Consider the following 19782-nt stretch of genomic DNA (forward strand, 5'->3'; position numbering starts at 1 on the left):
GGGCCGCGCGGGCCGGGCAGGCAAGGGCGCGCGGCCCGCTTGTCCGGCGGGGCGGCGGGTGCCACGATGCGCCATGCTGGTGCGCATGATTCCCCGCCTGTCCTGCGTTGCGCTGATCCTGTCCGTCGTCGCCGGGGCGGCGGCGGCCGACACGCTGCGGTTTCCCGCGCCCTCGGGCGCGCAGGACCGGCCGCTGCGCCTTTACATGTCGCTGGACGAGGATCTGGCCAGCCCGCTGATCCAGGGGTTCCAGGCGCTGAACCCCGACATCGCCGTCGAATACCAGGACCTGCTGACCGGCCAGATCTTTGCGCGTATCACCGAGGAGACTGATGCCGGCGGCACCACCGCGGATCTGGCGTTCTCCTCGGCCATGGACCTGCAGATCAAGCTGGCCAATGACGGCTATGCCCAGGCGGTGGCCACGCCGTCCTCGGCCGACTGGCCGCGCTGGGCGAACTGGCGCGACACGGCCTATGCGATCACATTCGAACCCGCCGTCCTGGTCTATCACAAGCCCAGCTTCCGCGACCGCCAGCCCCCCGCGACCCGGTTCGAGCTGCTGGACTGGCTGGATCATGGCGGGGCGACGGTGCAGGGGCGCATCGGCACCTATGACATCGCACTGTCGGGGGTGGGATACCTGTTCCTGGCCCGCGACCAGGAGCATTTCTTCGACATCTGGAACCTGGGCCAGGCGATGGGACGCGCGGGCGTCCAGCAGTTCGCGACCTCACGCGAGATCCTGGAACGCGTGGCCGACGGGCGGCTGGCGGTCGGATACAACATCCTGGGGTCCTATGCCGCGGACTGGGCGCGGCAGGAGCCGGATGTGGGCCTGCTGTTGCCGCGCGACTTCACCGTGGTCGTGTCGCGGGTGGCGCTGGTGCCGCGTGCCGCGGCGCGGCCCGACCTGGGCGCGGCCTTCCTGGCCTTCCTGATGTCGCGCGAGGGCCAGACCATCCTGGCCGAAGAGCTGCGCCTGCCCGCCGTCAGCCTGGAGGTGTCGTCGGGCGCGGACGGCATGCCCCCGGCGCTGGGCGCGCAGCTGCGCCCCGTGGCGATCAGCCCCGGCCTGCTGGCCTATCTGGACCAGTCGCGCCGTGCCCGGCTGATCGCGCGATGGCAGCAGGCATTGTCCCCGCCGGAGCCGGAGCCGGGCCCGGAATAATCGCGCCGATGTCAGCTTTGCGTCAGGTTGGCGTGTCAGGATGCCCGTTGCCGGGTGGAGGCCCGGCCAATGGGGAGGACTATCTTGAAACACGCGATTCTTGCGGGCCTGTTCACCGCGGCCCTGGCCGTTCCGGCGCTGGCCACCGACTATACCATCCTGGCGCCTGCCGCACCGGGCGGCGGCTGGGACCAGACCGCCCGCACCATGCAGGAGGTCCTGCAGGCCGAGGGCATCTCTGATTCCGTGCAGGTCCAGAACGTTCCGGGCGCCGGCGGCACCGTGGGTCTGGCGCAGTTCGCGTCCTCGGCCACCGGAAAGGCCGACCAGCTGATCGTGGGCGGCTATGTGATGGTCGGCGCGATCCTGACCAACGCCTCGCCCGTGTCGCTGGCCGACGTGACGCCCATTGCCCGCCTGACCGGCGAATACGAGGCGATCGTGGTGCCCACCGCATCCGAGATCCAGGACATCAACCAGCTGGTCGAGATGCTGAAGGCCGATCCCGGCTCCGTCAGCTGGGCCGGCGGTTCGGCGGGTGGCGCGGACCACATCGCGGTGGGCCTTCTGGCCAATGCCGCCGATGTCGACCCGACCGCGATCAATTACATCGCCTATTCCGGCGGCGGCGAGGCACTGGCCGCGATCCTGGGCAACCAGGTGACCGCGGGCATCTCCAGCCTTGGCGAGTTCAAGCCGCAGGCCGATGCCGGGACGCTGCGCATCCTGGCCGTCACCTCCGAGGAGCGGATCGAGGGCGTCGACGCCCCCACCCTGACCGAGGTCGGCCTGGACGTCGTGCTGCAAAACTGGCGCATGGTCGCCGCCCCCGCAGGACTGTCCCCCGAGGACGAGGCCGCCATCGCCGCCGACATCGAGACGATGGCCAAATCGACCGCATGGCAGGAGGCGCTGGCGACCAAGGGCTGGGCCGACACCTATCTGGCGGGCGACGCGTTCCGCGCCCAGCTAGAGGAGGAGACCGCCACGACGGCCGCGGTCCTCAAGGACATCGGGCTGGTCGAATGACGACTGCCCCGGACACGAGACGCCGCCCCGACGGGGCGGCGCTGACCGTGGCGGCCGTGCTGGCGCTGATCGCGGTCATCATTTTCCGCGACGTGGCCACGCTGCCGCAGAACCGGGGCTATTCCGGCGTCGGCCCGGCCGACGTCCCGCGCTGGATCGCCTGGGCGCTGCTGGCGCTGTCGGTCTGGACCATCGTCGCGGCATTCCGCGACGCGCCGGCCGAACGCCCGGCCCAGGATCCCGCGCCCATCGCCTGGATCATCGGCGGCCTGGCCGCGCAGCTGGCGCTGCTGAACACGGCGGGCTTCGTCATTGCGACCGCGCTGCTGTTCGCGGCCACCGCCCGGGCCTTTGGCAAGCGCAACCTGGCGCTGACCCTGCCCATCGGGCTGATCTTCACCGGGACGATCTATCTGGTCTTCTCCCAGCTTCTGAACCTCAGCCTTCCGGCGGGTCCGCTGGAACGCCTGATCACGGGGGGCTAGGGGCATGGACACGTTCGGATACCTGTTCCAGGGCCTGATGGTCGCGACCGACCCGATGATCCTGCTCTACGCGCTGATCGGCGTGACCGTGGGCACCGCCGTGGGCGTGCTGCCCGGCATCGGGCCCGCGCTGACCGTGGCGCTGCTGCTGCCGGTGACCTACGGGCTGGACCCGGCCGGGTCGCTGGTCATGTTCGCGGGCATCTATTACGGCGGCATGTATGGCGGATCGACCACGTCGATCCTGCTGAACACGCCGGGCGAAAGCGCCTCCATCGTGACCGCGCTGGAGGGCAACAAGATGGCCCGCGCCGGACGCGGCGGACCGGCGCTGGCCACCGCCGCCATCGGGTCCTTCGTCGCGGGGCTGGTCGCGACGCTGCTTCTGGCCTTCGTCGCGCCGACCGTGGTCAAGCTGGCCCTGACCTTCGGCCCGCGCGAGTATTTCGCGCTGATGGTGCTGGCCTTCGTCACCGTGTCGTCTGCCTTCGGCGACAGCGCGCGCAAGGGGCTGATATCGCTGTTCATCGGCCTGGCGCTGGCCCTGGTCGGCATCGACCAGCTGACCGGTCAGGCGCGGCTGGATTTTGGCGTCCCGCAGCTGCTGGACGGGATCGAGGTCACGACCCTGGCCGTGGCGCTGTTCGCCGTGGGCGAGGCGATGATCGTCGCCGCCAACCGTCATGGCGTCGAGGACAAGGTGACGGCGGTCAAGGGATCTGTCTGGATGACGCGCGAGGACTGGAAGCGGTCCTGGAAACCCTGGCTGCGCGGCACTTTCATCGGCTTTCCCATCGGCGCCATGCCGGCTGGCGGTGCCGACATCGCCACCTTCCTGTCCTATGCCGCCGAGAAACGCGCCGCCAAGCGCCCCGAGGAGTTCGGCCACGGCGCCATCGAGGGCGTCGCCGGGCCCGAGGCCGCGAAGAATGCCAGCGCCGCGGGCACGCTGGTTCCGCTGCTGACGTTGGGCCTGCCGACCACCGCCACCGCGGCGATCATGCTGGCCGGGTTCCAGCAGTTCGGCCTGCAGCCCGGACCGCTGCTGTTCGCGACCAACCCGGACCTGGTCTGGGGCCTGATCGCGTCGCTGCTGATCGCCAACGTGATGCTGGTGATCCTGAACCTGCCGCTGATCGGGTTGTGGGTGCGCCTGCTGACCATCCCGCGGCCGTGGCTTTACGCGGGCATCCTGTGCTTTGCCACGTTGGGCACGATCGGCGCCAACCCGTCCCCGATCGAACTGTCGATGCTGCTGATCTTTGGCGTCATGGGCTACCTGATGCGCCTCTACGGCTATCCCATCGCGCCGGTGGTCGTGGGGCTGATCCTGGGCCCGATGGCCGAACAGCAGCTGCGCCGCGCGCTGTCGATCAGCCAGGGCGACGTGATGACGCTGGTCTCGACCCCGGTATCCGCGGGGCTAATCGCGGTCGCAGCCTTTGCGCTGATCGTGCCGATGATCATGCGGGCCCGCGGCAAGGGTCAGGTCCTCAGCCAGATGGCATCGGACGAGGATTGACGCGAAACCCCGGCCCGGTGACGGGCCGGGGTCATGCACTTGGCGCAAGGCTGGGTTGACCGGATGCTGCATTGCAGAAACGGGGGTCGGACCCGATATCTCTGCTGTCACCTGATGACGGAAAGAGAGACCGAAATGACCACCCTGCGCAATGCCTGGAACCGCCTTCTGTCCGCGATGGACACTCTGGGTGCCAGCCTCGAGGCGGCCCGCGCCGTCCGCGCCCATCGCCGTCCCGCCGATGCCAGCCTGAAGCAGCTGGGCATCCGCCGCGACAGCTTTCCGACCCATATCTGATCGCGGCCCCGGCCCGATCCGCCACCCGGCGCGCCGCCCCCCGCGGCGCGTCTTCGTGTTTCCGCGCCACGTTGGCGGAAAACCGACGATTGCGTGAGCGGACACGGAAAGGTGCTGGTCCGATGGGGGGCCGTCGCTTATCGTGGCGGTCCAGGACGGCCGTGACGCCGCCTTTCATCACCTGACGAAAGTTCAATGCTCCTCGAAATCGCCATCGTCCTGCTGTTGACCCTGTTCAACGGCGTTCTTGCCATGTCCGAACTTGCCATCGTCTCTGCCCGGCCCGCCCGGCTCAAGACCATGGCGCAGCAGGGCAGCCGGGGGGCCGCGACCGCGCTGGACCTGGCCGCCGATCCGGGCCGGTTCCTGTCCAGCGTGCAGATCGGCATCACGCTGGTGGGCGTGCTGTCGGGCGCCTTCTCGGGCGCGACACTGGGCACGCGCCTGGCCACCGCCCTGGTCGCGGGGGGCATGCAGCCCGCGTTGGCCCATACGCTGGCCGTGGGAGGCGTGGTCGTCGCCATCACCTATCTGTCGCTGATCGTCGGGGAACTGGTCCCCAAGCAGATCGCCCTGCGCGCCCCCGAGGCCGTGGCCGCGCGCATCGCGCCGCTGATCCGGATGATCTCGCGCATCGCGGCGCCGGTGGTCTGGGTGCTGGACCGGTCGGGGCGGGTGCTGCTGGCCCTGCTGGGCCAATCGGGCAAGGCCGAGAGCAGCATGTCCGACGAGGAGATCAAGGTCATGCTGGCCGAGGCGCACAACGCCGGCGTCATCGCCCCGGCCGAGAACGAGATGATCGCCGGCGTCATGCGGATCGCCGACCGCACCGCGCGCGGCCTGATGACCCCGCGCCACGAGGTGCTGATCGCCGACGCGAACGCCACCCCCGACGATCTGGCGCAGATCTTCCGCACCGGCCACCGCTCTCGCATCCTGCTGCGGGACGGGGCCGATGACGACATCGTCGGCGTCATCCATGCCCGCGACCTGATCCGACTGCAGGCCGATCCCGCCGCCGACCCGCGCGCGCTGATCCAGGCGGTGCCCGTCGTTCGCGACGGACTGCCGGCACTGAACGTGATCGAGCAGCTGAAATCTTCGCCCGCGCACATGCTGCTGGTCTTTGACGAATACGGGCATTTCGAGGGTGTGATCACCGCGATGGACGTGCTGGAAGCCATCGCCGGCGATTTCCCCGACCCCGGAGAGGACGAGCCCAAGGCCGTCCGGCGCGACGATGGCAGCTGGCTGATCGCGGGCTGGATGCCGGTGGACGAGTTCTCCGACCTGCTGGGCGTCCCGCTTCCCGAGGATCGCGATTACGAATCCGTGGCCGGCCTGGTTCTTGACCTTGCGGGCGTCCTGCCCGAGGTGGGCGCCCACGTGACCCTGTCGCCCTGGCGGATCGAGGTGGTGGACCTGGATGGCCGCCGCATCGACAAGCTGCTGGTCGCCCGCATCGACTGAGGAACGCCAGAACCGATGTCCGTCCCGCCGAACGCCGCATCCCATAACAGCCTCAGGACCCTTGTCCTGAGGCTGTGGGCCGTCTGCGCGGTCCTGCTGCTGGTCGCGGCGGTGGCGGTTTCCCATCCGGCCTGGCAGCGGCAGGTGCCGCATCTGTCTGGCGACCGCCTGTCACAGCTCGGCCTGCCTGCAACCGTCGCGCTGGTCGACCGCCAGGGCGTGCCGGTGGTGCCGTCACCCGCCGCGGGGGCCGATCCGGAACCGTTTTCGCCGCCGCCCCCGCGTGCGCCCGTCAGGCTGGTCCTGCCGCAGGCACGCCGCGCCGCACCCCCGCGGCCTGTCCGGCGGACGCGCAGGCCCCGCGCGCCGCCATGCCCCTGAAACAATGACGATCTGAACGGACACCGCCCTGGCGGGCGGTTCGTCGCGACCTCATTCTTTCAGGACATCCAGATGACAGACATGAACCAAGACCGGGCGGCCACGCCCCCGGCACCGACCGACATGGACGCGCAACCCGGCCCGGTCGAGGACTGGCGCCTGGTGCAACCCCCGACCACGCCGCACAGCGTCCTGCTGCACTGGGCGATCTTCGCGCTGGTGTTCGGCGGGGTGATCGGTGCCCTCGTGCTGATCTACTGACCGGCGCGGCATGGTGCGGCGGGGCCGTGCCATGCCCGTGGCCTGTAGAAAAGGACAACTCTCAATTGGGCAGCGTTTTGGACTAAACCGACATAAGTCAGCGGGTGCGAATCGCCGGGCAGAAGCCCTCAGCGACCCGCGGCATGTGATGTAACCAGCGACATTGTGAGGACTATCCATGGCCGCAGATATTCCCGGAACCACGGGTGACGACACGATCGTGGGCACCGCCGAGGGCGACACGATCAACGGCGGCTCGGGCAATGACACCATCGACGGCGGTCCCGGAAATGACACCGTCAACGGTGGCGAGGGCGCGGACCATCTGACCTGGAACGGGTCGGCCGAGGGTGGGGAGCACGACACGTATATCGGTGGCGACGGGCATGTGCCCGTCTTCGACGGTTCCTATGTCATCGGCATGACGGGGTCCGAGAATTACACCTTCGATCCCTACAACCACAACGGCGGCGACACGCTGAGCCTGAACCCGGACAGCAACGCCGACATGACGGTCACCTATTCCTCGACCGAGGCAGGGACCGCGACCGATTCCAACGGCAACACCATCGAATTCCAGGGAATCGAGCGGGTGTACCTGGGGGACGGCAACCACAATGTCGACGCCTCGAATGCCGACATCCTGTATGTCGACGGCCCGACGCACACGGTCGGCATGCGCCTTTATTCCGGCAACGGCAATGACACGATCCTCGGCAGCTCGGGCACGGACTACATCCAGAGCGGCGGCGGCAACGACATCGTCCATGGCGGCGACGGCAACGACGTGATCGAGACCGGCGGCGGCGACGACGTCGCCTATGGCGGGGACGGTGACGACGGCTATCGTTGGGGCAACGGCGGCAGCGACGCGCCGATCGGGAACGACCTGTACGACGGCGAAGGGGGGTACAACACCCTGAATGCCTGGCAGTCCGCCCCGTCGGAGCCCACCGAATCCGCGCCCGGCGTGCATGTCGTGCTGGACAGCTCCAGCTCGGGCGACATCGACGCCCTGGGCGGCGTGGACGGGCATCTGCGGTTCCTGAACATGCAGAACCTGCGGACCGGCGGCGGTCATGACGTGATCGACGGATCGGCGGCAGGCGTCGATGGATACCGCGTCTTTGCCGATGCGGGCGACGACATGATCATCGGCAGCGACGGCAACGACGTCCTGGAAGGCGGGTGGGGCGCCGATACCATCATCGGCGGCCTTGGCAATGACGAGATCTCGATGAACGGCGATCTGTTCGCCGCCGTCAGCCGTCCTGATGCCGAGGTCGACACGCTGGTCCTGACCGGCGGCTTTGGCCATGACACGATCCGCGGGTTCGGGTTCGGGGACGAGCTGGACAGCGAGGGCAACCCCGCCGCCGCGGACGTGCTGGACCTCAGCGGCCTGCATGATGCCGATGGCAACCCGATCGACCTGTCAGACGTCAAGATCCGCGCCGATGTGGACGAGTGGGACAACAAGTACGCCGTCATCTCCTTCCCGAACGGGGAAGAGCTGTGGATGCGCGACGTCGATCCCGACAGCCTGACGCCGTCGCGCCTGAACGGGATGGGCATTCCCTGCTTCTGCGCGGGCACGATGATCCGCACCCCCGATGGCGACGTCGCGGTCGAGGACCTGCGCGTGGGCGACCTGGTCGAGACCCGCGACAACGGCGCCCGTCCGATCCGCTGGATCGGGGGGCGCGCGCTGGACCGCGTCGATCTGACCATGGTTCCCAAGCTGCGTCCGATCCGCATCCGCGCGGGCGCCCTGGGGCAGGATCTGCCAAGCCGCGACCTGATGGTGTCGCCGCAGCATCGCGTGCTGGTCCGGTCGGCCATCGCGCAGCGCATGTTCGGCACGACCGAGGTTCTGGTCGCCGCACGTCAGCTGACCGCTCTGGACGGCGTCGATGAGGTCGCGGTGGACTCGGTCCAGTACTATCACATCCTGTTCGCCCGCCACGAGATCGTCTTCTCGAACGACGCGCAGACCGAGTCGCTGTACACCGGGCCGCAGGCGATGAAGTCCCTGGGCCAGGCCGCGCAGGACGAGATCTTCACGCTGTTCCCCGAACTGCGTGCCGGCCCGTCGGAACCCGCACGGCCCTTCGTGCCCGGCGGCAAGGCGCAGAAGATGGTTCAGCGCCACCGCCGCAACGGCAAGACGCTGGTCTGCTGACCGGGACCAGGCGTCCACGGCCACTGCATCCGAAGGCATGCCGCCTTTGGTTGCGGTGGCCGTTCATTTAGGCGTCGGCCATCAAATTTCTGCATCCGAAGATGCGGTCACGTCACGGGCCGCACAGCGTGCAATGCGCCGATGTCGCCGGCGGCCACCGCCACGGTCTTCAGGATCGCGTGGCAGGGTTGTCCCGGCGCAAGACCCATCGCGGCGACGGAGCGGCGCGTCAGGCGAGCCGTCAGCGTGTCGGACCCAACGGTCAGGACGACCTGCGCGTTCGGTCCTTCCTCGGCCGTGATCGCGGCGATGCGGCCCGCCAGGATGTTCAGCGCCGACAGGCCCTGCGGCCGATCCCGTGACAGGATGACGTCGCGTGCCCCCACGCGCAGGCGCACATGCGTGCCGGGCGGGGCATCCAGGCGGGCGACGAAGACCGGACCCGCCCCCGTCTGCAGACGTGTCAGCCCGTCCGCATCATGGCTGGCGACGCGCGCGGTCAGGACCGATGCCGTGTCCGCACCAACCGCGCCCGCATCGCCCAGGACCTGCGCCGGCGGCCCGATGGCCGCGACCCGCCCGGCCCGCAGCGCCACGACGGTGGTGGCCAGCCGCGCGACCTCGGCGCTGGAATGGCTGACATAGAGGATCGGCACGCCGGCCTCGTCGCGCAGGCGTTCGAAATAGGGCAGGATCTCGGCCTTGCGGGCCTCGTCCAGGGCGGCCAGCGGCTCGTCCGCCAGGATCAGGCGCGGGGCCGCCAGCAGGGCGCGCCCGATGGACACGCGGCTGCGCTCTCCGCCGGACAGGGTTCCGGGACGGCGGGCCAGCAAGGGGCCGATGCCCAACATCTGCACCACGCGATCCAGATCGGGCGCGGTGGCGTCGCGCGGCGCGAACCACCGGCCATAGAGGAGGTTCTGGCGGACCGACAGATGCGGGAACAACCGCCCCTCCTGGAAGACATAGCCAAGGCGGCGGCGGTGGGGGGGCAGGTGGCGCCGAAGGGCGCTGTCGGTCAGGACCCAGTCATCGACCGCGATCCGCCCCGCATCCGGTCGCAGCAGGCCCGCGACCGCGTTCACGACCGTGGTCTTGCCCGAACCGGATGGCCCGAACAGCACCGTCAGCCCCGGGGGCGCGTCGAACGCCACGTCCAGGTCGAACCCGGCAAACCGGTGGGTCAGGCGGACCTGCAGCGTCATGCGCCTGCCACCCGCCGCGCGACGCGGCGCGCCAGAACCTCTGACAGCAGCAGCGCGGTCATGGCGATGGTGATCGACACCAGGACCAGGCGCCCCGCTGCCGCCTCTCCGCCCGGCGCCTGCAGCAGGGCATAGATGGCCGAGGGGACGGTCTGGGTCTGGCCGGGGATGTTCGACACGAAGGTGATGGTCGCCCCGAATTCACCGATCGCCTTGGCAAAAGCCAGGATCGATCCGGCCAGCACGCCTGGCAGGATCAGGGGCAGGGTCACCGTGGCGAACACCCAGGAAGGGCTGGCGCCAAGCGTGCCCGCCGCCGCCTCCAGCCGGGGATCGACGGACTCGATCGCCAGGCGGATGGCACGCACCATCAGCGGAAAGGCCATGATTGCGGCCGCCAGCGCCGCCCCGGTCCAGCGGAACGAGAAGATGATGCCCACCGTCTCCAGCCACTGCCCGACGCTGCCCCGCCGCCCGAAGGTGACCAGCAGCAGATAGCCCGTGACCACCGGCGGCAGGATCAGCGGCAGGTGGACGATGCCGTTCAGGATCTGCTTGCCGGGAAAGGACCAGCGCGCCAGCGCATAGGCGGTCAGGATGCCCAATGGCAGGCTGACCAGCGTGGCGACCAGCCCGACCCACAGCGACAGGCGCACCGCCTGCCATTCGGTCGGTCCCAGCCAGGATGTGACGGCGTCGATCATTGTGGGGTCGTGAAGCCGAACTCTGTCCAGACCGCCCGTGCCGCGTCCGACGACAGATAGTCCAGAAAGGCCTGCGCCTGATCATTGTCCGACTGCGCGGTGACGGCGGCGGGATAGACGATCGGGTCGTGGCTGTCGGCGGGAAAGGTGCCCAGGATGGTCACGTCGTCCTGCGCGGCGGCGTCGGTGGCATAGGTGATGCCCAGGGGCGCCTCTCCGCGCGCGACGAAGGTCAGGGCGCTGCGCACGTTTTCCGATTGCGCGACCATTGGCGCCACCGCGTCCCACAGCCCCAGATGGGTCAGCGCGGCCTTGCCGTAGATGCCCGCCGGGACGCTGTCGACCATCGCCATGGACAGCCGCCCCCCGTCCAGCATCGCCGTCAGGTCCAGCGTCTTGTCGATGGTCACCGGGGCGGCGTCGCCATGCGCGATCAGCACCAGGCTGTTGCCCAGCAGGTCGCGGCGCGTATCGGGACGGATGTCCCCCGAGGCTTGAACCGCGTCCATCCAGTCTTCGCTGGCCGAGATGAAGATATCCGCGGGCGCGCCCTGCTGGATCTGGCGGGCCAGGGCGGACGAGCCGGCATAGGACATCACGGCCATCTGACCGGTCTCTTCGCTCCACTGGGCAGCAATGCGGTCCAGCGCGTCGGTCAGGCTGGCGGCGGCAAAGACGGTGACGTCATCGGCCAGCCCGGGGGACGCGATCAGCGCCACGCAGGCGGCAAGGGCAAGGCGATCCGGGCCGGGCATGGTGATCTCCGTCGGTGATATGTCCGGGTGGATATAACGCAACGAAGGGCGGACCTGGCAAGCGCTATTTTCGGGCGGACATATCGACGCACAGGCAGGGTCGGGGTGTGGACGATCAGATCAGATGAGTTGGGGATGGCGGAGGGTCGGAACCGCGAGGAATCTCGGCTCAGAAGGCTTCCAAGAATCGCCTTCGGTCCGAGGATTCAAATGGCGGCCTCATCTACACCGAAGGCGATTCTAGATCCTTCGCCGACATGATTTTTGCATTTGTTACCAATCGGGTAAGTGAAAATCACCCCTCGCGGTTCTGGCCATCGGAGCGCATCTCGCGCACCGCCGCGAGCAACTCCTCGATCGCCTGTTCGGCCGCCGCGAGTTTCATCGCCACCATCAGGTCCTGACGCCCTGCCAGCGCAAGGAACGTTCCCAGCACGTCGTCGGAATGCCGGGCCAGCGCCACCAGATGCTCGCCACTCGGGCCGTATCGGCCGGCAAACCAGTTCTTCACCGTTTTCTCGTTCGCCCCCGTCCAGGACGCAACGATCTTGGCGCCCGCCCTGCTGTCCTCATGGGACCGACGCAGTGCAGCTGCGATTTCGTCGGCGAACCCGTTCTCCGGATCACTCCGACCATATCCGTTTTGTTTCGGAAAGAACTTGCCCTTTTTCGGAAACGACATTCCGGCCTCCCTCGCTGTAGATGGATGAGAGGGATTCAGCCCTGGATTCAGGCGGTTCGGATGGATTGGCCAGCAATACCGAGGAGATGCATGTGTGAGCGGTCGTTTGGTGGCCAATTCGGGCAAGAGCGACGGTGCGGCCGAGCCGGACGTGCCCGCCGTCGCCTACGTCCGGATGTCGACGGATCACCAGAAATACTCGACCGAGAACCAGCTGGACGTCATTCGGAACTACGCCGCCGCGCGGGGCCTGCAGATCCTGCGCGTGTTCGAGGACTCTGGCCGATCCGGGCTGCGGCTCGATGGTCGCGAGGCCTTGCAGAACCTCATGGCCGAGGTCCGTTCCGGCCACGCCGATTTCAAGGCGATCCTCGTCTATGACGTCAGCCGGTGGGGTCGGTTTCAGGACGCTGACGAGGGCGCTTACCACGAACACGTCTGCTCCCGCGCGGGGATCCGGGTCCATTACTGCGGCGAGCAGTTCGAGAACGACGGCAGCATCGGCTCGAACCTGCTGAAGACCGTCAAGCGGGTGATGGCTGGCGAATACAGCCGCGAGCTGTCGGTCAAGGTCTTCGCCGGACAATGCCGCCTGGTGGAGCTTGGCTATCGTCAGGGCGGCGCGGCCGGATACGGGCTGCGGCGGGTGCTGATCGACGAGCACGGCAACCCGAAGGGCGAACTATCGCGCGGCGAGCAGAAAAGCTTGCAGACAGACCGCGTCATCCTCGTCCCCGGCCCCGAGGAGGAACAGCGGGTCGTCCAGCGCATGTACGAGATGTTCGTGCGCGAGGGGCGTCCGGAGCGGGAGATCGCGGAGGTTCTGAACGCCGAAGGTCACCGCACCGATCTCGATCGGCCGTGGACCCGGGCGACGGTCCATCAGGTGCTGACCAACGAAAAGTACATCGGGAACAACGTTTTCAACAAGGTGTCCTTCAAGCTGAAGCAGCGTCGGGTGGTAAACCCGCGCGAAATGTGGATCCGGGCCGAGGGCGCCTATCCTGCCATTGTTGACGAGGCGCTGTTCCTGCGCGCCCGGGAGATCGTGGACGCCCGCAGCCGCCATTTCTCGGATGAGGAATTGCTCGACGCGCTGCGCGCCATCCTCAAGCGACAGGGCATGCTGTCGGGCCTGATCATCGATGAGGAGGAGGATCTGCCGTCCTCCAGCGCCTATCGCAGCCGCTTCGGCAGCCTGCTGCGCGCCTATCGACTGATTGGCTACGAACCCGACCGGGACTACAGCTACATCGAGGTCAATCGGGCCCTGCGGCAGGCGCATCCGCAGGTCGTGGCCGAAATCATCGCCGGCATCACCCGGCACGGCGGGCGGGCTGTGCAGGACCCGGATACCGATCTGGTGCGCGTCAACGACGAGTTCACTGTGTCCATCGTTCTGGCCCGCTGCACCGCGACGGCGGCCGGGTCGCTGCGCTGGCGCATCCGCCTCGACACTGGCCTTGTACCGGACATCACCATCGCCGTGCGCATGGACGAGGTGAACGAGGCGCCGCGCGACTACTACTTGCTGCCCAGCATCGACATGACCTTCGGGAAACTGAAATTCGCCGAGCAGAACGGGCTCGCGCTCGATGCGTACCGGTTCGACACGCTCGATTTCTTCTACGCGCTCGCCTCGCGGGCGAGGATCGCGGAGGTGGCGTGATGCCCGACGACTTGGAGCCAACGAGCCAGAAGCAGGTGACCCTGATCCCGACCGACAGGGTTCGGGTCCTCAACCCCCGCGTCCGAAATCGGCGCACCTTCGAGGCGATGGTGGAGAACATCGCGCGCATCGGCCTGAAGCGCCCGATCACCGTGGCACCGCGCCCCGGGACCGATCCGCAGGAGTACGACCTCGTCTGCGGTCAGGGCCGCCTCGAGGCCTTCGTCGAACTGAAGCAGGACCACATCCCCGCCATTGTGATCGACGCTGACGAGAGCGATTGCCTCGTGATGAGCCTCGTTGAGAACTGTGCGCGGCGGCAGCACAACCCCATCGACCTGATGCGCGAGATCGGCGCGCTCCGCCAGCGCGGCTACAACGACCGTCAGATCGGCGAGAAGATCGGCGTGTCCACCGAATATGTGAACATGATCGCGGGGCTGCTGGAGAAAGGCGAGGAGCGCCTGGTCTCGGCCGTGGAAACCGGGGTGCTTCCGCTGAATCTGGCCATACAGATTTCCAAGACGGACGCCAAGGGCGCGCAGAAGGCACTGATGGACGCCTACACCCAGAACAAGCTGCGAGGCCGGAAGCTGGCGCTCGTGCGCCGCCTGATCCAGCAGCGCGAACTGCGGGGCCCGCAGATCCACAGCAACCAACTCGGACGCAAGCCTCCGAAACGTGCCCTGACGAGCGAGGGCCTTGTGCGGGCGTATCAGCAGGAGGCGACGCGCCAGAAGCTGCTTATCAAAAAGGCCGAGCTCACCCAGAGTCGGCTGATGTTCGTGCGCGAGGCGTTCCGGAAGCTCTGCGCGGACGAGCATTTCATGACCCTGCTCAGGGCCGAGGGGCTCGAGACAATGCCCGCCGACCTTGCGCGGCCCGTGACTGACGGGGCTCCGGCATGAAGCGCGAAGCACGCGAGACCCCGAAGAGCGTCACGCTCGGGTTCGAGGACGACTGCGTCACGCTCCCCATCGATGCGATCCTGCCGCTCCGCGCCCTCGGCAAGTCCGCAAAATCCAGCCGGAAGTATCGGCAGATCGTGGCTTCCATCGCCCAGATCGGGATCGTCGAGCCGCCCGTCGTGGTTCGGAACCCTGACAAGTCCGCCACCTGGTTGCTGCTCGACGGCCATCTTCGGATCGAGGCGCTGAAGGACGCAGGCGAACAGGAAGTGGAGTGTCTGGTCTCCACCGACGATGAGGCCTTCACCTACAACCGTCAGGTCAGCCGCCTTGCGCCGATCCAGGAACACAAGATGATCCGAAAGGCGATCGAGCGCGGCGTGCCCGAGGAGAAGATCGCGCTCGCGCTCGATCTCAACATGAGCAGCATCCGGCGCAAGGTGCGCCTTCTGGACGGTATCTGCGAGGAAGCGGTTGCGATCCTGAAAGACAAGCCCGCGACCGGCGCGGTGTTCGACGCGCTGCGCAAGATGAAGACCATGCGCCAGATCGAGGCGGCCGAACTGCTGGTCAACGCGAACAACTATTCCGTCGCCTACGTGAACGCGATCCTCGCGGGAACGCCGCAGGCCCAATTGGTCGAATCCTCCAAGGCGAAGAAGGTCAAGGGGATAACGCCCGAGGCGATGGCGCGCATGGAACAGGAACTGGCCCGCCTGCAGGAGGGGATCGCCTCGATACAGGACACCTACGGCCAGGACCACCTGCATCTGACCGTGATCAAAGGCTATGTCGGCAAGCTGCTCGGGAACGCCCGGGTCGTGCGCTATCTGGCGCAGAACCACCCCGAGTTCCTCGGCGAGTTCCAGACGATCACCGAGATCACGCCGGCCGAGGCCGCCGACGCCGAGTAGCCGTTCGCGGCGAATGAAGGGGACCCGGACCCGATAAGCGCGGGGACCGCGGGAGACGCCGGACTGTGGGCCGGATCGAGCGCGGTGGTGGGGATGGCGGCGAACCCGCTCGGAGCCCACCAGGCTGGCTCGAGTTTTCGCCGGCCGCGCGGTCGCGCATGCGGCTGCGTTCCATTCGGGGCGTGTCGGAGACCGGGCCACTCCGGCACGCCCATTTGCCCACTCGAAAAACATGGTGAATCCGCGACGTCCTGAGGTAGTGCGTTGCGGTTCTCTGCGAAAAGAGAACATCTAAAAAACGAAACAGGCACAAAAGAATCGAAATTCATCCATGCGAGTTTTTATGCTATTGATTCCATTGTGCATCGTAAGAATGTGTGAGGTCTGCGTAGCCTTTGGGGTCTCTGCGCATTTCGGAGGGGTTGAGTCATCGAAAATCTCGGCTCAGAGCCCTGCAGTCATGCGCTGGCAGAACTGCACGAGAGCGCTCGTCTCCGAGCGATTGTTAATCGCTTTCTCTGGGTTACGTCCGTTCGGAACTTCCCAAGACCAGGCCGCTGATCGCCGCTTGGAGGCCCCGCCGTCGCCAAACCAGACGCAATGCGCGGAATTGCGCAACCAGCTGACTTGCCTCGCATTTTCTTTCACGCCTTCGTTTGGACGCAACCACACCGAGTTGCTCGAATGGAGGAAGACATGAAACGGAACTGCATGACCCAGAAGGAACTCGCCGACCGCTGGACCATCTCGCACCGCACCCTGGAGCGGTGGCGGTGGGCTGGCGAAGGCCCGGCATACATGAAGCTCGGCGGACGCGTCGTGTACCGCGTCAGCGACATCGAGGCGTTCGAACAAGAGGTCATTCACTCCACGGCTGACCAGCGGATCGCCGCGTCCTGACGCCATTCCCGACCTCTCGAATGCGCGTCACACTCCAACGCTCTGATTTGCGACGCATTTCGATTGCACCACCTTCCCGGCTCGGCTAGCCTCGGCTCATGCCCAGTAAATGGGCGCGCATAGTTAGCGTGCGCATCGCCCGAGCCGGGAGAGCGTGATGGAGAACGACAGGTCGGAACTTCGCTGGGGCGTCGAGCAGCGCCTCGAGTTCATAGATGTTGATTTCCACCCAGAACTGAGCCGGGTAAGCGCATAATTTCCACTGAGAAGTGAGCCATGTGAACCTTCCCCCATAGCGGTCAGCGGCGGGGGTAACGGAGTGATCCACATGGGGCTTTTGAACATCATCCGACGCATGCACTTGCGCGAGAAGCTGTCGATCCGCGAGATCGCTCGGCGCACGGGTCTTTCGCGCAATACCGTGTCAAAGCATCTGGCGGCGAACACGATCGAGCCAAAGTTTGCGGCGCCGGAACGTCCAAGCAAGCTTGACCCCTTCTCGGAGAAGCTGGCCGGCTGGCTGAAGACGGAGATCGGCAAGCCGCGCAAGCAGCGACGAACGCTGAAGCAGATGCACGCCGATCTGGTCAAGCTCGGCTTCACCGGATCCTACAACCGCGTGGCCGCCTTTTCGCGGGACTGGCGCGCGGACCGTCAGCGTGAGCAGCAGACGGCAGGACGGGGGACCTTTGTCCCCTTGTCCTTCAGTCCGGGCGAGGCCTTCCAGTTCGACTGGAGCGACGACTTCGCCATTTTGGGTGGAGAGCGTGACCCATGCTTCAGATGGCCCACATCAAGCTGTCGCACAGCCGGGCCTTTTTGCTGCGCGCCTATCTGCTGCAGACCCACGAGATGCTGTTTGACGCCCACTGGCACGGGTTCCGGGTTTTTGGTGGCGTGCCTGCGCAGAATGTTGTGCTGATCGGTGGCCCAGGGACCGGAAAGACCCATGTGGCGACGGCATTGGGCATTCAGTCCATCGAACAGCACCGCCGGCGGGTCCGCTTCTTCTCGACTATCGAACTGGTCAATGCCCTCGAGCAGGAGAAGACAAGGGGGAAGGCCGGACAGATTGCCGAAAGTCTCAGCCGCCTCGATCTCGTGATCCTGGACGAGCTGGGCTATCTGCCCTTCAGTGCATCAGGCGGCGCTTTGCTCTTCCATCTGCTGAGCAAACTCTATGAGCGCACTAGCGTGGTCATCACCACGAATCTCAGCTTCAGCGAATGGGCCACGGTCTTCGGCGACGCCAAGATGACCACCGCACTGCTCGATCGCCTGACCCACCGTTGCCACATCCTGGAGACCGGAAACGACAGCTTCAGGTTCAAGGCAAGCTCAGCCGCAGCGGCCACGAAAAAGAAGGAGACAAACCATACCTTGACCCCTCTATGACCCTATATCCATAATCAGAGGTGGCTCACTTCTCGATGGAAAACCCGGCTCAGTTCTGGGTGGAAATCAACACTTGCTCTGCCCTGCCCGCTGAAAAATGGTCTTCCCTGAAGTAGGCTTTCGAGCGCATTGGAGAATGAGCAAATGGCACAGAAGAAGCACAAGCCGGAGGAGATCGTAGCGAAGCTCCGGCAGGTCGACGTGCTGGTGTCGCAAGGCTGATCGGTGGCCGAGGCGGTGCGGTCGATCGGCGTGACGCAGCTCACTGCGGGAGCAATCTAATGCTCTTCTTCGCATGCAAGCCGACATTCCCCAAGTACTGTATTTTACACTGAAGCGAAACTGAACAGTGCCGCGCGCAGATTTTCTACGATCTCTTCTGCCAACACCTCGGGCTTAGGTAGGTTCTCGAAGTCAGTCATTGACGCATCCCGAAGCCAGAAAAGATCGAGGCTTGCCTTGTCCCGTGCCAGGAGTTCTTCCCGATCAAAAGCGCGCCAGCGGCCTTCGGGGCTTTCTTCGCTCCACGTTGGGTTGCGCTCATGGGGGTTCCCGGGATTGTAGCAGGTCACGAAGTCCTCAAGGTGCGCATACGTCAATGGCTTCTGCTTCAACGTATGATGCACGTTCGTCCGATAATCGTAGTACCAGACCTTCGAAGTCTGCGGATCAGCGCTGGCGGCGCGGTTGTCGAAGAAGATCACGTTTGCCTTGACGCCTTGCGCATAAAAGATGCCCGTTGGCAGGCGAAGAATGGTGTGCAGGTCGGTTGTTTGAAGTAGTTTGCGACGGATGATTTCTCCCGCGCCGCCGTCGAACAGAACATTGTCGGGCACGACCACCGCGGCCCGCCCGGTCGTTTTCAGCATGGTCCGAATATGCTGGACGAAATTCAGCTGCTTATTCGACGTGGTTGCCCAAAAATCCTGACGATTGTAGGTCAGGTCATCGGTTTCCTGCTCGCCGTCCGCATTGGTAAAGCTCATCGAGCTTTTCTTCCCGAAGGGCGGGTTTGCCAGGACATAGTCAAAGGTTTCGGGAGGCGGCGAAATCAGTGCGTCGGCGGGTGATATCAATGTATCTCCTGCCATCTCACCGATACCATGGAGGAACATGTTCATTAGGCAGAGGCGCCGCGTCCCTGCGACGATCTCGTTGCCAAAGAAAGTCGAGTGCTTCAGGAAGGCTTTCTGATCCTTGTCGAGCGCATGATTGTTCGGGTCAGTCAGGAATTCGTGGGCGGAAAGGAAGAACCCCCCGGTGCCACAAGCCGGATCGGCAATGGTCTTGCCAGGCTCGGGGCGGACGCATTCGATCATTGCGCGGATCAATGCGCGCGGCGTAAAGTACTGGCCAGCGCCCGATTTCGTATCCTCGGCGTTGCGCTCCAACAGCCCCTCATAGATATCGCCTTTGACGTCCGCACCCAGCTTGACCCACCTGGTGCCATCCACCATGTCAATCAGGCGGAACAGTTTGGCGGGGTCGGCGATCTTGTTCTGCGCCTTCGTAAAAATCTGCCCAAGCATGCCTTTCTGCTTGCCCAGTTTGCGCAGCAGCATGATGTAATGCGCTTCCAGTTCCGCTCCCCGGCGCGAGGTCAGGCTGGTCCAGTCGAACCCTGTGGGGATGCCCACGTCGCGGCTGTAGGGGGGCTTGGCATACTCGTCCGCCATCTTGAGGAAGATGAGGTAAGTCAGTTGCTCCAAGTAGTCGCCATAGCCAACGCCGTCGTCCCGCAGCGTTGTGCAGAAACTCCAGACTTTGGAGACGATGGGGGCGGTGCTCATGTTACCCTCGCTTGGCTAGTTTGAGTTGCTGCGATTTAAATGATGCTGGGAATTGGCACCCC

The 19782-nt window shown here is 65.9% G+C and carries 18 protein-coding genes and 2 pseudogenes; 15 read left to right on the forward strand and 5 right to left on the reverse strand.

Annotated elements, in window-relative coordinates; translation table 11 throughout:
* Window positions 1-73 precede the first annotated feature (73 nt).
* The 9 genes from EOJ32_RS06715 to EOJ32_RS06750 all read left to right on the forward strand — a co-directional run bounded on the left by EOJ32_RS06715 (window position 74) and on the right by EOJ32_RS06750 (window position 8798).
* A complete protein-coding gene (locus EOJ32_RS06715; protein ID WP_205963184.1) occupies window positions 74-1171 on the forward strand; it encodes an ABC transporter substrate-binding protein in 1098 nt (365 codons plus the stop codon).
* 84 nt (window positions 1172-1255) lie between these two features.
* Complete coding sequence (locus EOJ32_RS06720) at window positions 1256-2200, forward strand: tripartite tricarboxylate transporter substrate binding protein (RefSeq protein WP_240542512.1); 945 nt, start codon at window positions 1256-1258, stop codon at window positions 2198-2200.
* Complete coding sequence (locus tag EOJ32_RS06725; protein WP_127898039.1) at window positions 2197-2685, forward strand: tripartite tricarboxylate transporter TctB family protein; 489 nt, start codon at window positions 2197-2199, stop codon at window positions 2683-2685. Before EOJ32_RS06720 ends, EOJ32_RS06725 begins: the two co-directional genes overlap by 4 nt.
* Window positions 2686-2689: 4 nt before the next feature.
* Window positions 2690-4207, forward strand: a complete 1518-nt coding sequence (locus tag EOJ32_RS06730; protein ID WP_127898040.1) for a tripartite tricarboxylate transporter permease — start codon at window positions 2690-2692, stop codon at window positions 4205-4207.
* A gap of 135 nt (window positions 4208-4342) precedes the next feature.
* Complete coding sequence (locus EOJ32_RS20075; RefSeq protein ID WP_157020456.1) at window positions 4343-4504, forward strand: hypothetical protein; 162 nt, start codon at window positions 4343-4345, stop codon at window positions 4502-4504.
* Between the two features lie 195 nt (window positions 4505-4699).
* The gene (locus tag EOJ32_RS06735; protein WP_127898041.1) at window positions 4700-5974 is read left to right on the forward strand and encodes a hemolysin family protein; all 1275 of its coding nucleotides are present in this window, start codon (window positions 4700-4702) and stop codon (window positions 5972-5974) included.
* Window positions 5975-5989: 15 nt separating this feature from the next.
* Window positions 5990-6355: a hypothetical protein gene (locus EOJ32_RS06740; RefSeq protein WP_127898042.1), complete on the forward strand. Its 366-nt coding sequence runs from the start codon at window positions 5990-5992 to the stop codon at window positions 6353-6355.
* Between the two features lie 72 nt (window positions 6356-6427).
* Window positions 6428-6616 (forward strand): hypothetical protein, encoded by a 189-nt coding sequence (locus EOJ32_RS06745; RefSeq protein ID WP_127898043.1) that lies wholly within the window; start codon window positions 6428-6430, stop codon window positions 6614-6616.
* Window positions 6617-6794: 178 nt separating this feature from the next.
* Complete coding sequence (locus EOJ32_RS06750; protein WP_127898044.1) at window positions 6795-8798, forward strand: Hint domain-containing protein; 2004 nt, start codon at window positions 6795-6797, stop codon at window positions 8796-8798.
* 107 nt (window positions 8799-8905) lie between these two features.
* Here the strand turns inward: EOJ32_RS06750 and modC are convergent, their stop codons facing one another.
* The 4 genes from modC to EOJ32_RS06770 all read right to left on the reverse strand — a co-directional run bounded on the left by modC (window position 8906) and on the right by EOJ32_RS06770 (window position 12144).
* A complete protein-coding gene (gene modC, locus EOJ32_RS06755; RefSeq protein WP_127898045.1) occupies window positions 8906-10003 on the reverse strand; it encodes a molybdenum ABC transporter ATP-binding protein in 1098 nt (365 codons plus the stop codon).
* Entirely contained in the window at window positions 10000-10707 is a 708-nt protein-coding gene (gene modB, locus EOJ32_RS06760) for a molybdate ABC transporter permease subunit (RefSeq protein WP_127898046.1), read from the reverse strand. The genes modC and modB overlap by 4 nt, the downstream gene beginning before the upstream one ends.
* On the reverse strand, window positions 10704-11462 hold the full coding sequence (gene modA / locus EOJ32_RS06765) for a molybdate ABC transporter substrate-binding protein (RefSeq protein WP_127898047.1): 759 nt from the start codon (window positions 11460-11462) through the stop codon (window positions 10704-10706). Before modA ends, modB begins: the two co-directional genes overlap by 4 nt.
* 295 nt (window positions 11463-11757) lie before the next feature.
* Window positions 11758-12144 carry a hypothetical protein gene (locus EOJ32_RS06770; RefSeq protein WP_127898048.1) on the reverse strand — a complete coding sequence of 129 codons (387 nt, stop codon included), beginning with the start codon at window positions 12142-12144 and terminating at the stop codon, window positions 11758-11760.
* A gap of 175 nt (window positions 12145-12319) precedes the next feature.
* Here EOJ32_RS06770 and EOJ32_RS06775 point away from each other — a divergent pair, with 175 nt between their 5' ends.
* From EOJ32_RS06775 to EOJ32_RS06800, 6 genes and pseudogenes are all read left to right on the forward strand, one after another.
* Window positions 12320-13813, forward strand: coding sequence for a recombinase family protein (locus EOJ32_RS06775; RefSeq protein WP_240542541.1), 1494 nt, complete (start codon window positions 12320-12322; stop codon window positions 13811-13813).
* Window positions 13813-14721: a plasmid partitioning protein RepB C-terminal domain-containing protein gene (locus tag EOJ32_RS06780; protein ID WP_094020045.1), complete on the forward strand. Its 909-nt coding sequence runs from the start codon at window positions 13813-13815 to the stop codon at window positions 14719-14721. Before EOJ32_RS06775 ends, EOJ32_RS06780 begins: the two co-directional genes overlap by 1 nt.
* On the forward strand, window positions 14718-15635 hold the full coding sequence (locus EOJ32_RS06785; RefSeq protein WP_127898049.1) for a plasmid partitioning protein RepB C-terminal domain-containing protein: 918 nt from the start codon (window positions 14718-14720) through the stop codon (window positions 15633-15635). The genes EOJ32_RS06780 and EOJ32_RS06785 overlap by 4 nt, the downstream gene beginning before the upstream one ends.
* Before the next feature lie 711 nt (window positions 15636-16346).
* Window positions 16347-16535, forward strand: a complete 189-nt coding sequence (locus EOJ32_RS06790) for an AlpA family transcriptional regulator (protein ID WP_240542513.1) — start codon at window positions 16347-16349, stop codon at window positions 16533-16535.
* A 328-nt stretch (window positions 16536-16863) separates the two neighbouring features.
* Window positions 16864-17450, forward strand: a pseudogene (gene istA, locus EOJ32_RS06795) (IS21 family transposase); the annotation flags it as partial.
* Window positions 17439-17930, forward strand: a pseudogene (locus EOJ32_RS06800) (ATP-binding protein); the annotation flags it as partial. The pseudogenes istA and EOJ32_RS06800, both read left to right, overlap by 12 nt.
* 326 nt (window positions 17931-18256) lie before the next feature.
* Here EOJ32_RS06800 and EOJ32_RS06805 read toward each other — a convergent pair.
* Window positions 18257-19720, reverse strand: coding sequence for a class I SAM-dependent DNA methyltransferase (locus EOJ32_RS06805; RefSeq protein ID WP_127898050.1), 1464 nt, complete (start codon window positions 19718-19720; stop codon window positions 18257-18259).
* Between the last annotated feature and the right edge of the window lie 62 nt (window positions 19721-19782).

Source organism: Paracoccus sp. Arc7-R13, from assembly GCF_004010775.1.
In the GTDB taxonomy this organism is placed as follows: domain Bacteria; phylum Pseudomonadota; class Alphaproteobacteria; order Rhodobacterales; family Rhodobacteraceae; genus Paracoccus; species Paracoccus marcusii.

Excerpts from the sequence above, each read along its gene's own strand:
- modA (WP_127898047.1), bottom strand. The coding sequence starts at position 11,462 with ATGCCCGGCCCGGATCGCCTTGCCCTTGCCGCCTGCGTGGCGCTGATC.
- EOJ32_RS06740 (WP_127898042.1), top strand. The coding sequence starts at position 5,990 with ATGTCCGTCCCGCCGAACGCCGCATCCCATAACAGCCTCAGGACCCTT.
- EOJ32_RS06775 (WP_240542541.1), top strand. The coding sequence starts at position 12,320 with ATGTCGACGGATCACCAGAAATACTCGACCGAGAACCAGCTGGACGTC.
- modC (WP_127898045.1), bottom strand. The coding sequence starts at position 10,003 with ATGACGCTGCAGGTCCGCCTGACCCACCGGTTTGCCGGGTTCGACCTG.
- EOJ32_RS06745 (WP_127898043.1), top strand. The coding sequence starts at position 6,428 with ATGACAGACATGAACCAAGACCGGGCGGCCACGCCCCCGGCACCGACC.
- EOJ32_RS06735 (WP_127898041.1), top strand. The coding sequence starts at position 4,700 with ATGCTCCTCGAAATCGCCATCGTCCTGCTGTTGACCCTGTTCAACGGC.
- EOJ32_RS06725 (WP_127898039.1), top strand. The coding sequence starts at position 2,197 with ATGACGACTGCCCCGGACACGAGACGCCGCCCCGACGGGGCGGCGCTG.
- modB (WP_127898046.1), bottom strand. The coding sequence starts at position 10,707 with ATGATCGACGCCGTCACATCCTGGCTGGGACCGACCGAATGGCAGGCG.
- EOJ32_RS06790 (WP_240542513.1), top strand. The coding sequence starts at position 16,347 with ATGACCCAGAAGGAACTCGCCGACCGCTGGACCATCTCGCACCGCACC.
- EOJ32_RS06785 (WP_127898049.1), top strand. The coding sequence starts at position 14,718 with ATGAAGCGCGAAGCACGCGAGACCCCGAAGAGCGTCACGCTCGGGTTC.
- EOJ32_RS06750 (WP_127898044.1), top strand. The coding sequence starts at position 6,795 with ATGGCCGCAGATATTCCCGGAACCACGGGTGACGACACGATCGTGGGC.
- EOJ32_RS06770 (WP_127898048.1), bottom strand. The coding sequence starts at position 12,144 with ATGTCGTTTCCGAAAAAGGGCAAGTTCTTTCCGAAACAAAACGGATAT.
- EOJ32_RS06805 (WP_127898050.1), bottom strand. The coding sequence starts at position 19,720 with ATGAGCACCGCCCCCATCGTCTCCAAAGTCTGGAGTTTCTGCACAACG.
- EOJ32_RS06715 (WP_205963184.1), top strand. The coding sequence starts at position 74 with ATGCTGGTGCGCATGATTCCCCGCCTGTCCTGCGTTGCGCTGATCCTG.
- EOJ32_RS06730 (WP_127898040.1), top strand. The coding sequence starts at position 2,690 with ATGGACACGTTCGGATACCTGTTCCAGGGCCTGATGGTCGCGACCGAC.
- EOJ32_RS20075 (WP_157020456.1), top strand. The coding sequence starts at position 4,343 with ATGACCACCCTGCGCAATGCCTGGAACCGCCTTCTGTCCGCGATGGAC.
- EOJ32_RS06780 (WP_094020045.1), top strand. The coding sequence starts at position 13,813 with ATGCCCGACGACTTGGAGCCAACGAGCCAGAAGCAGGTGACCCTGATC.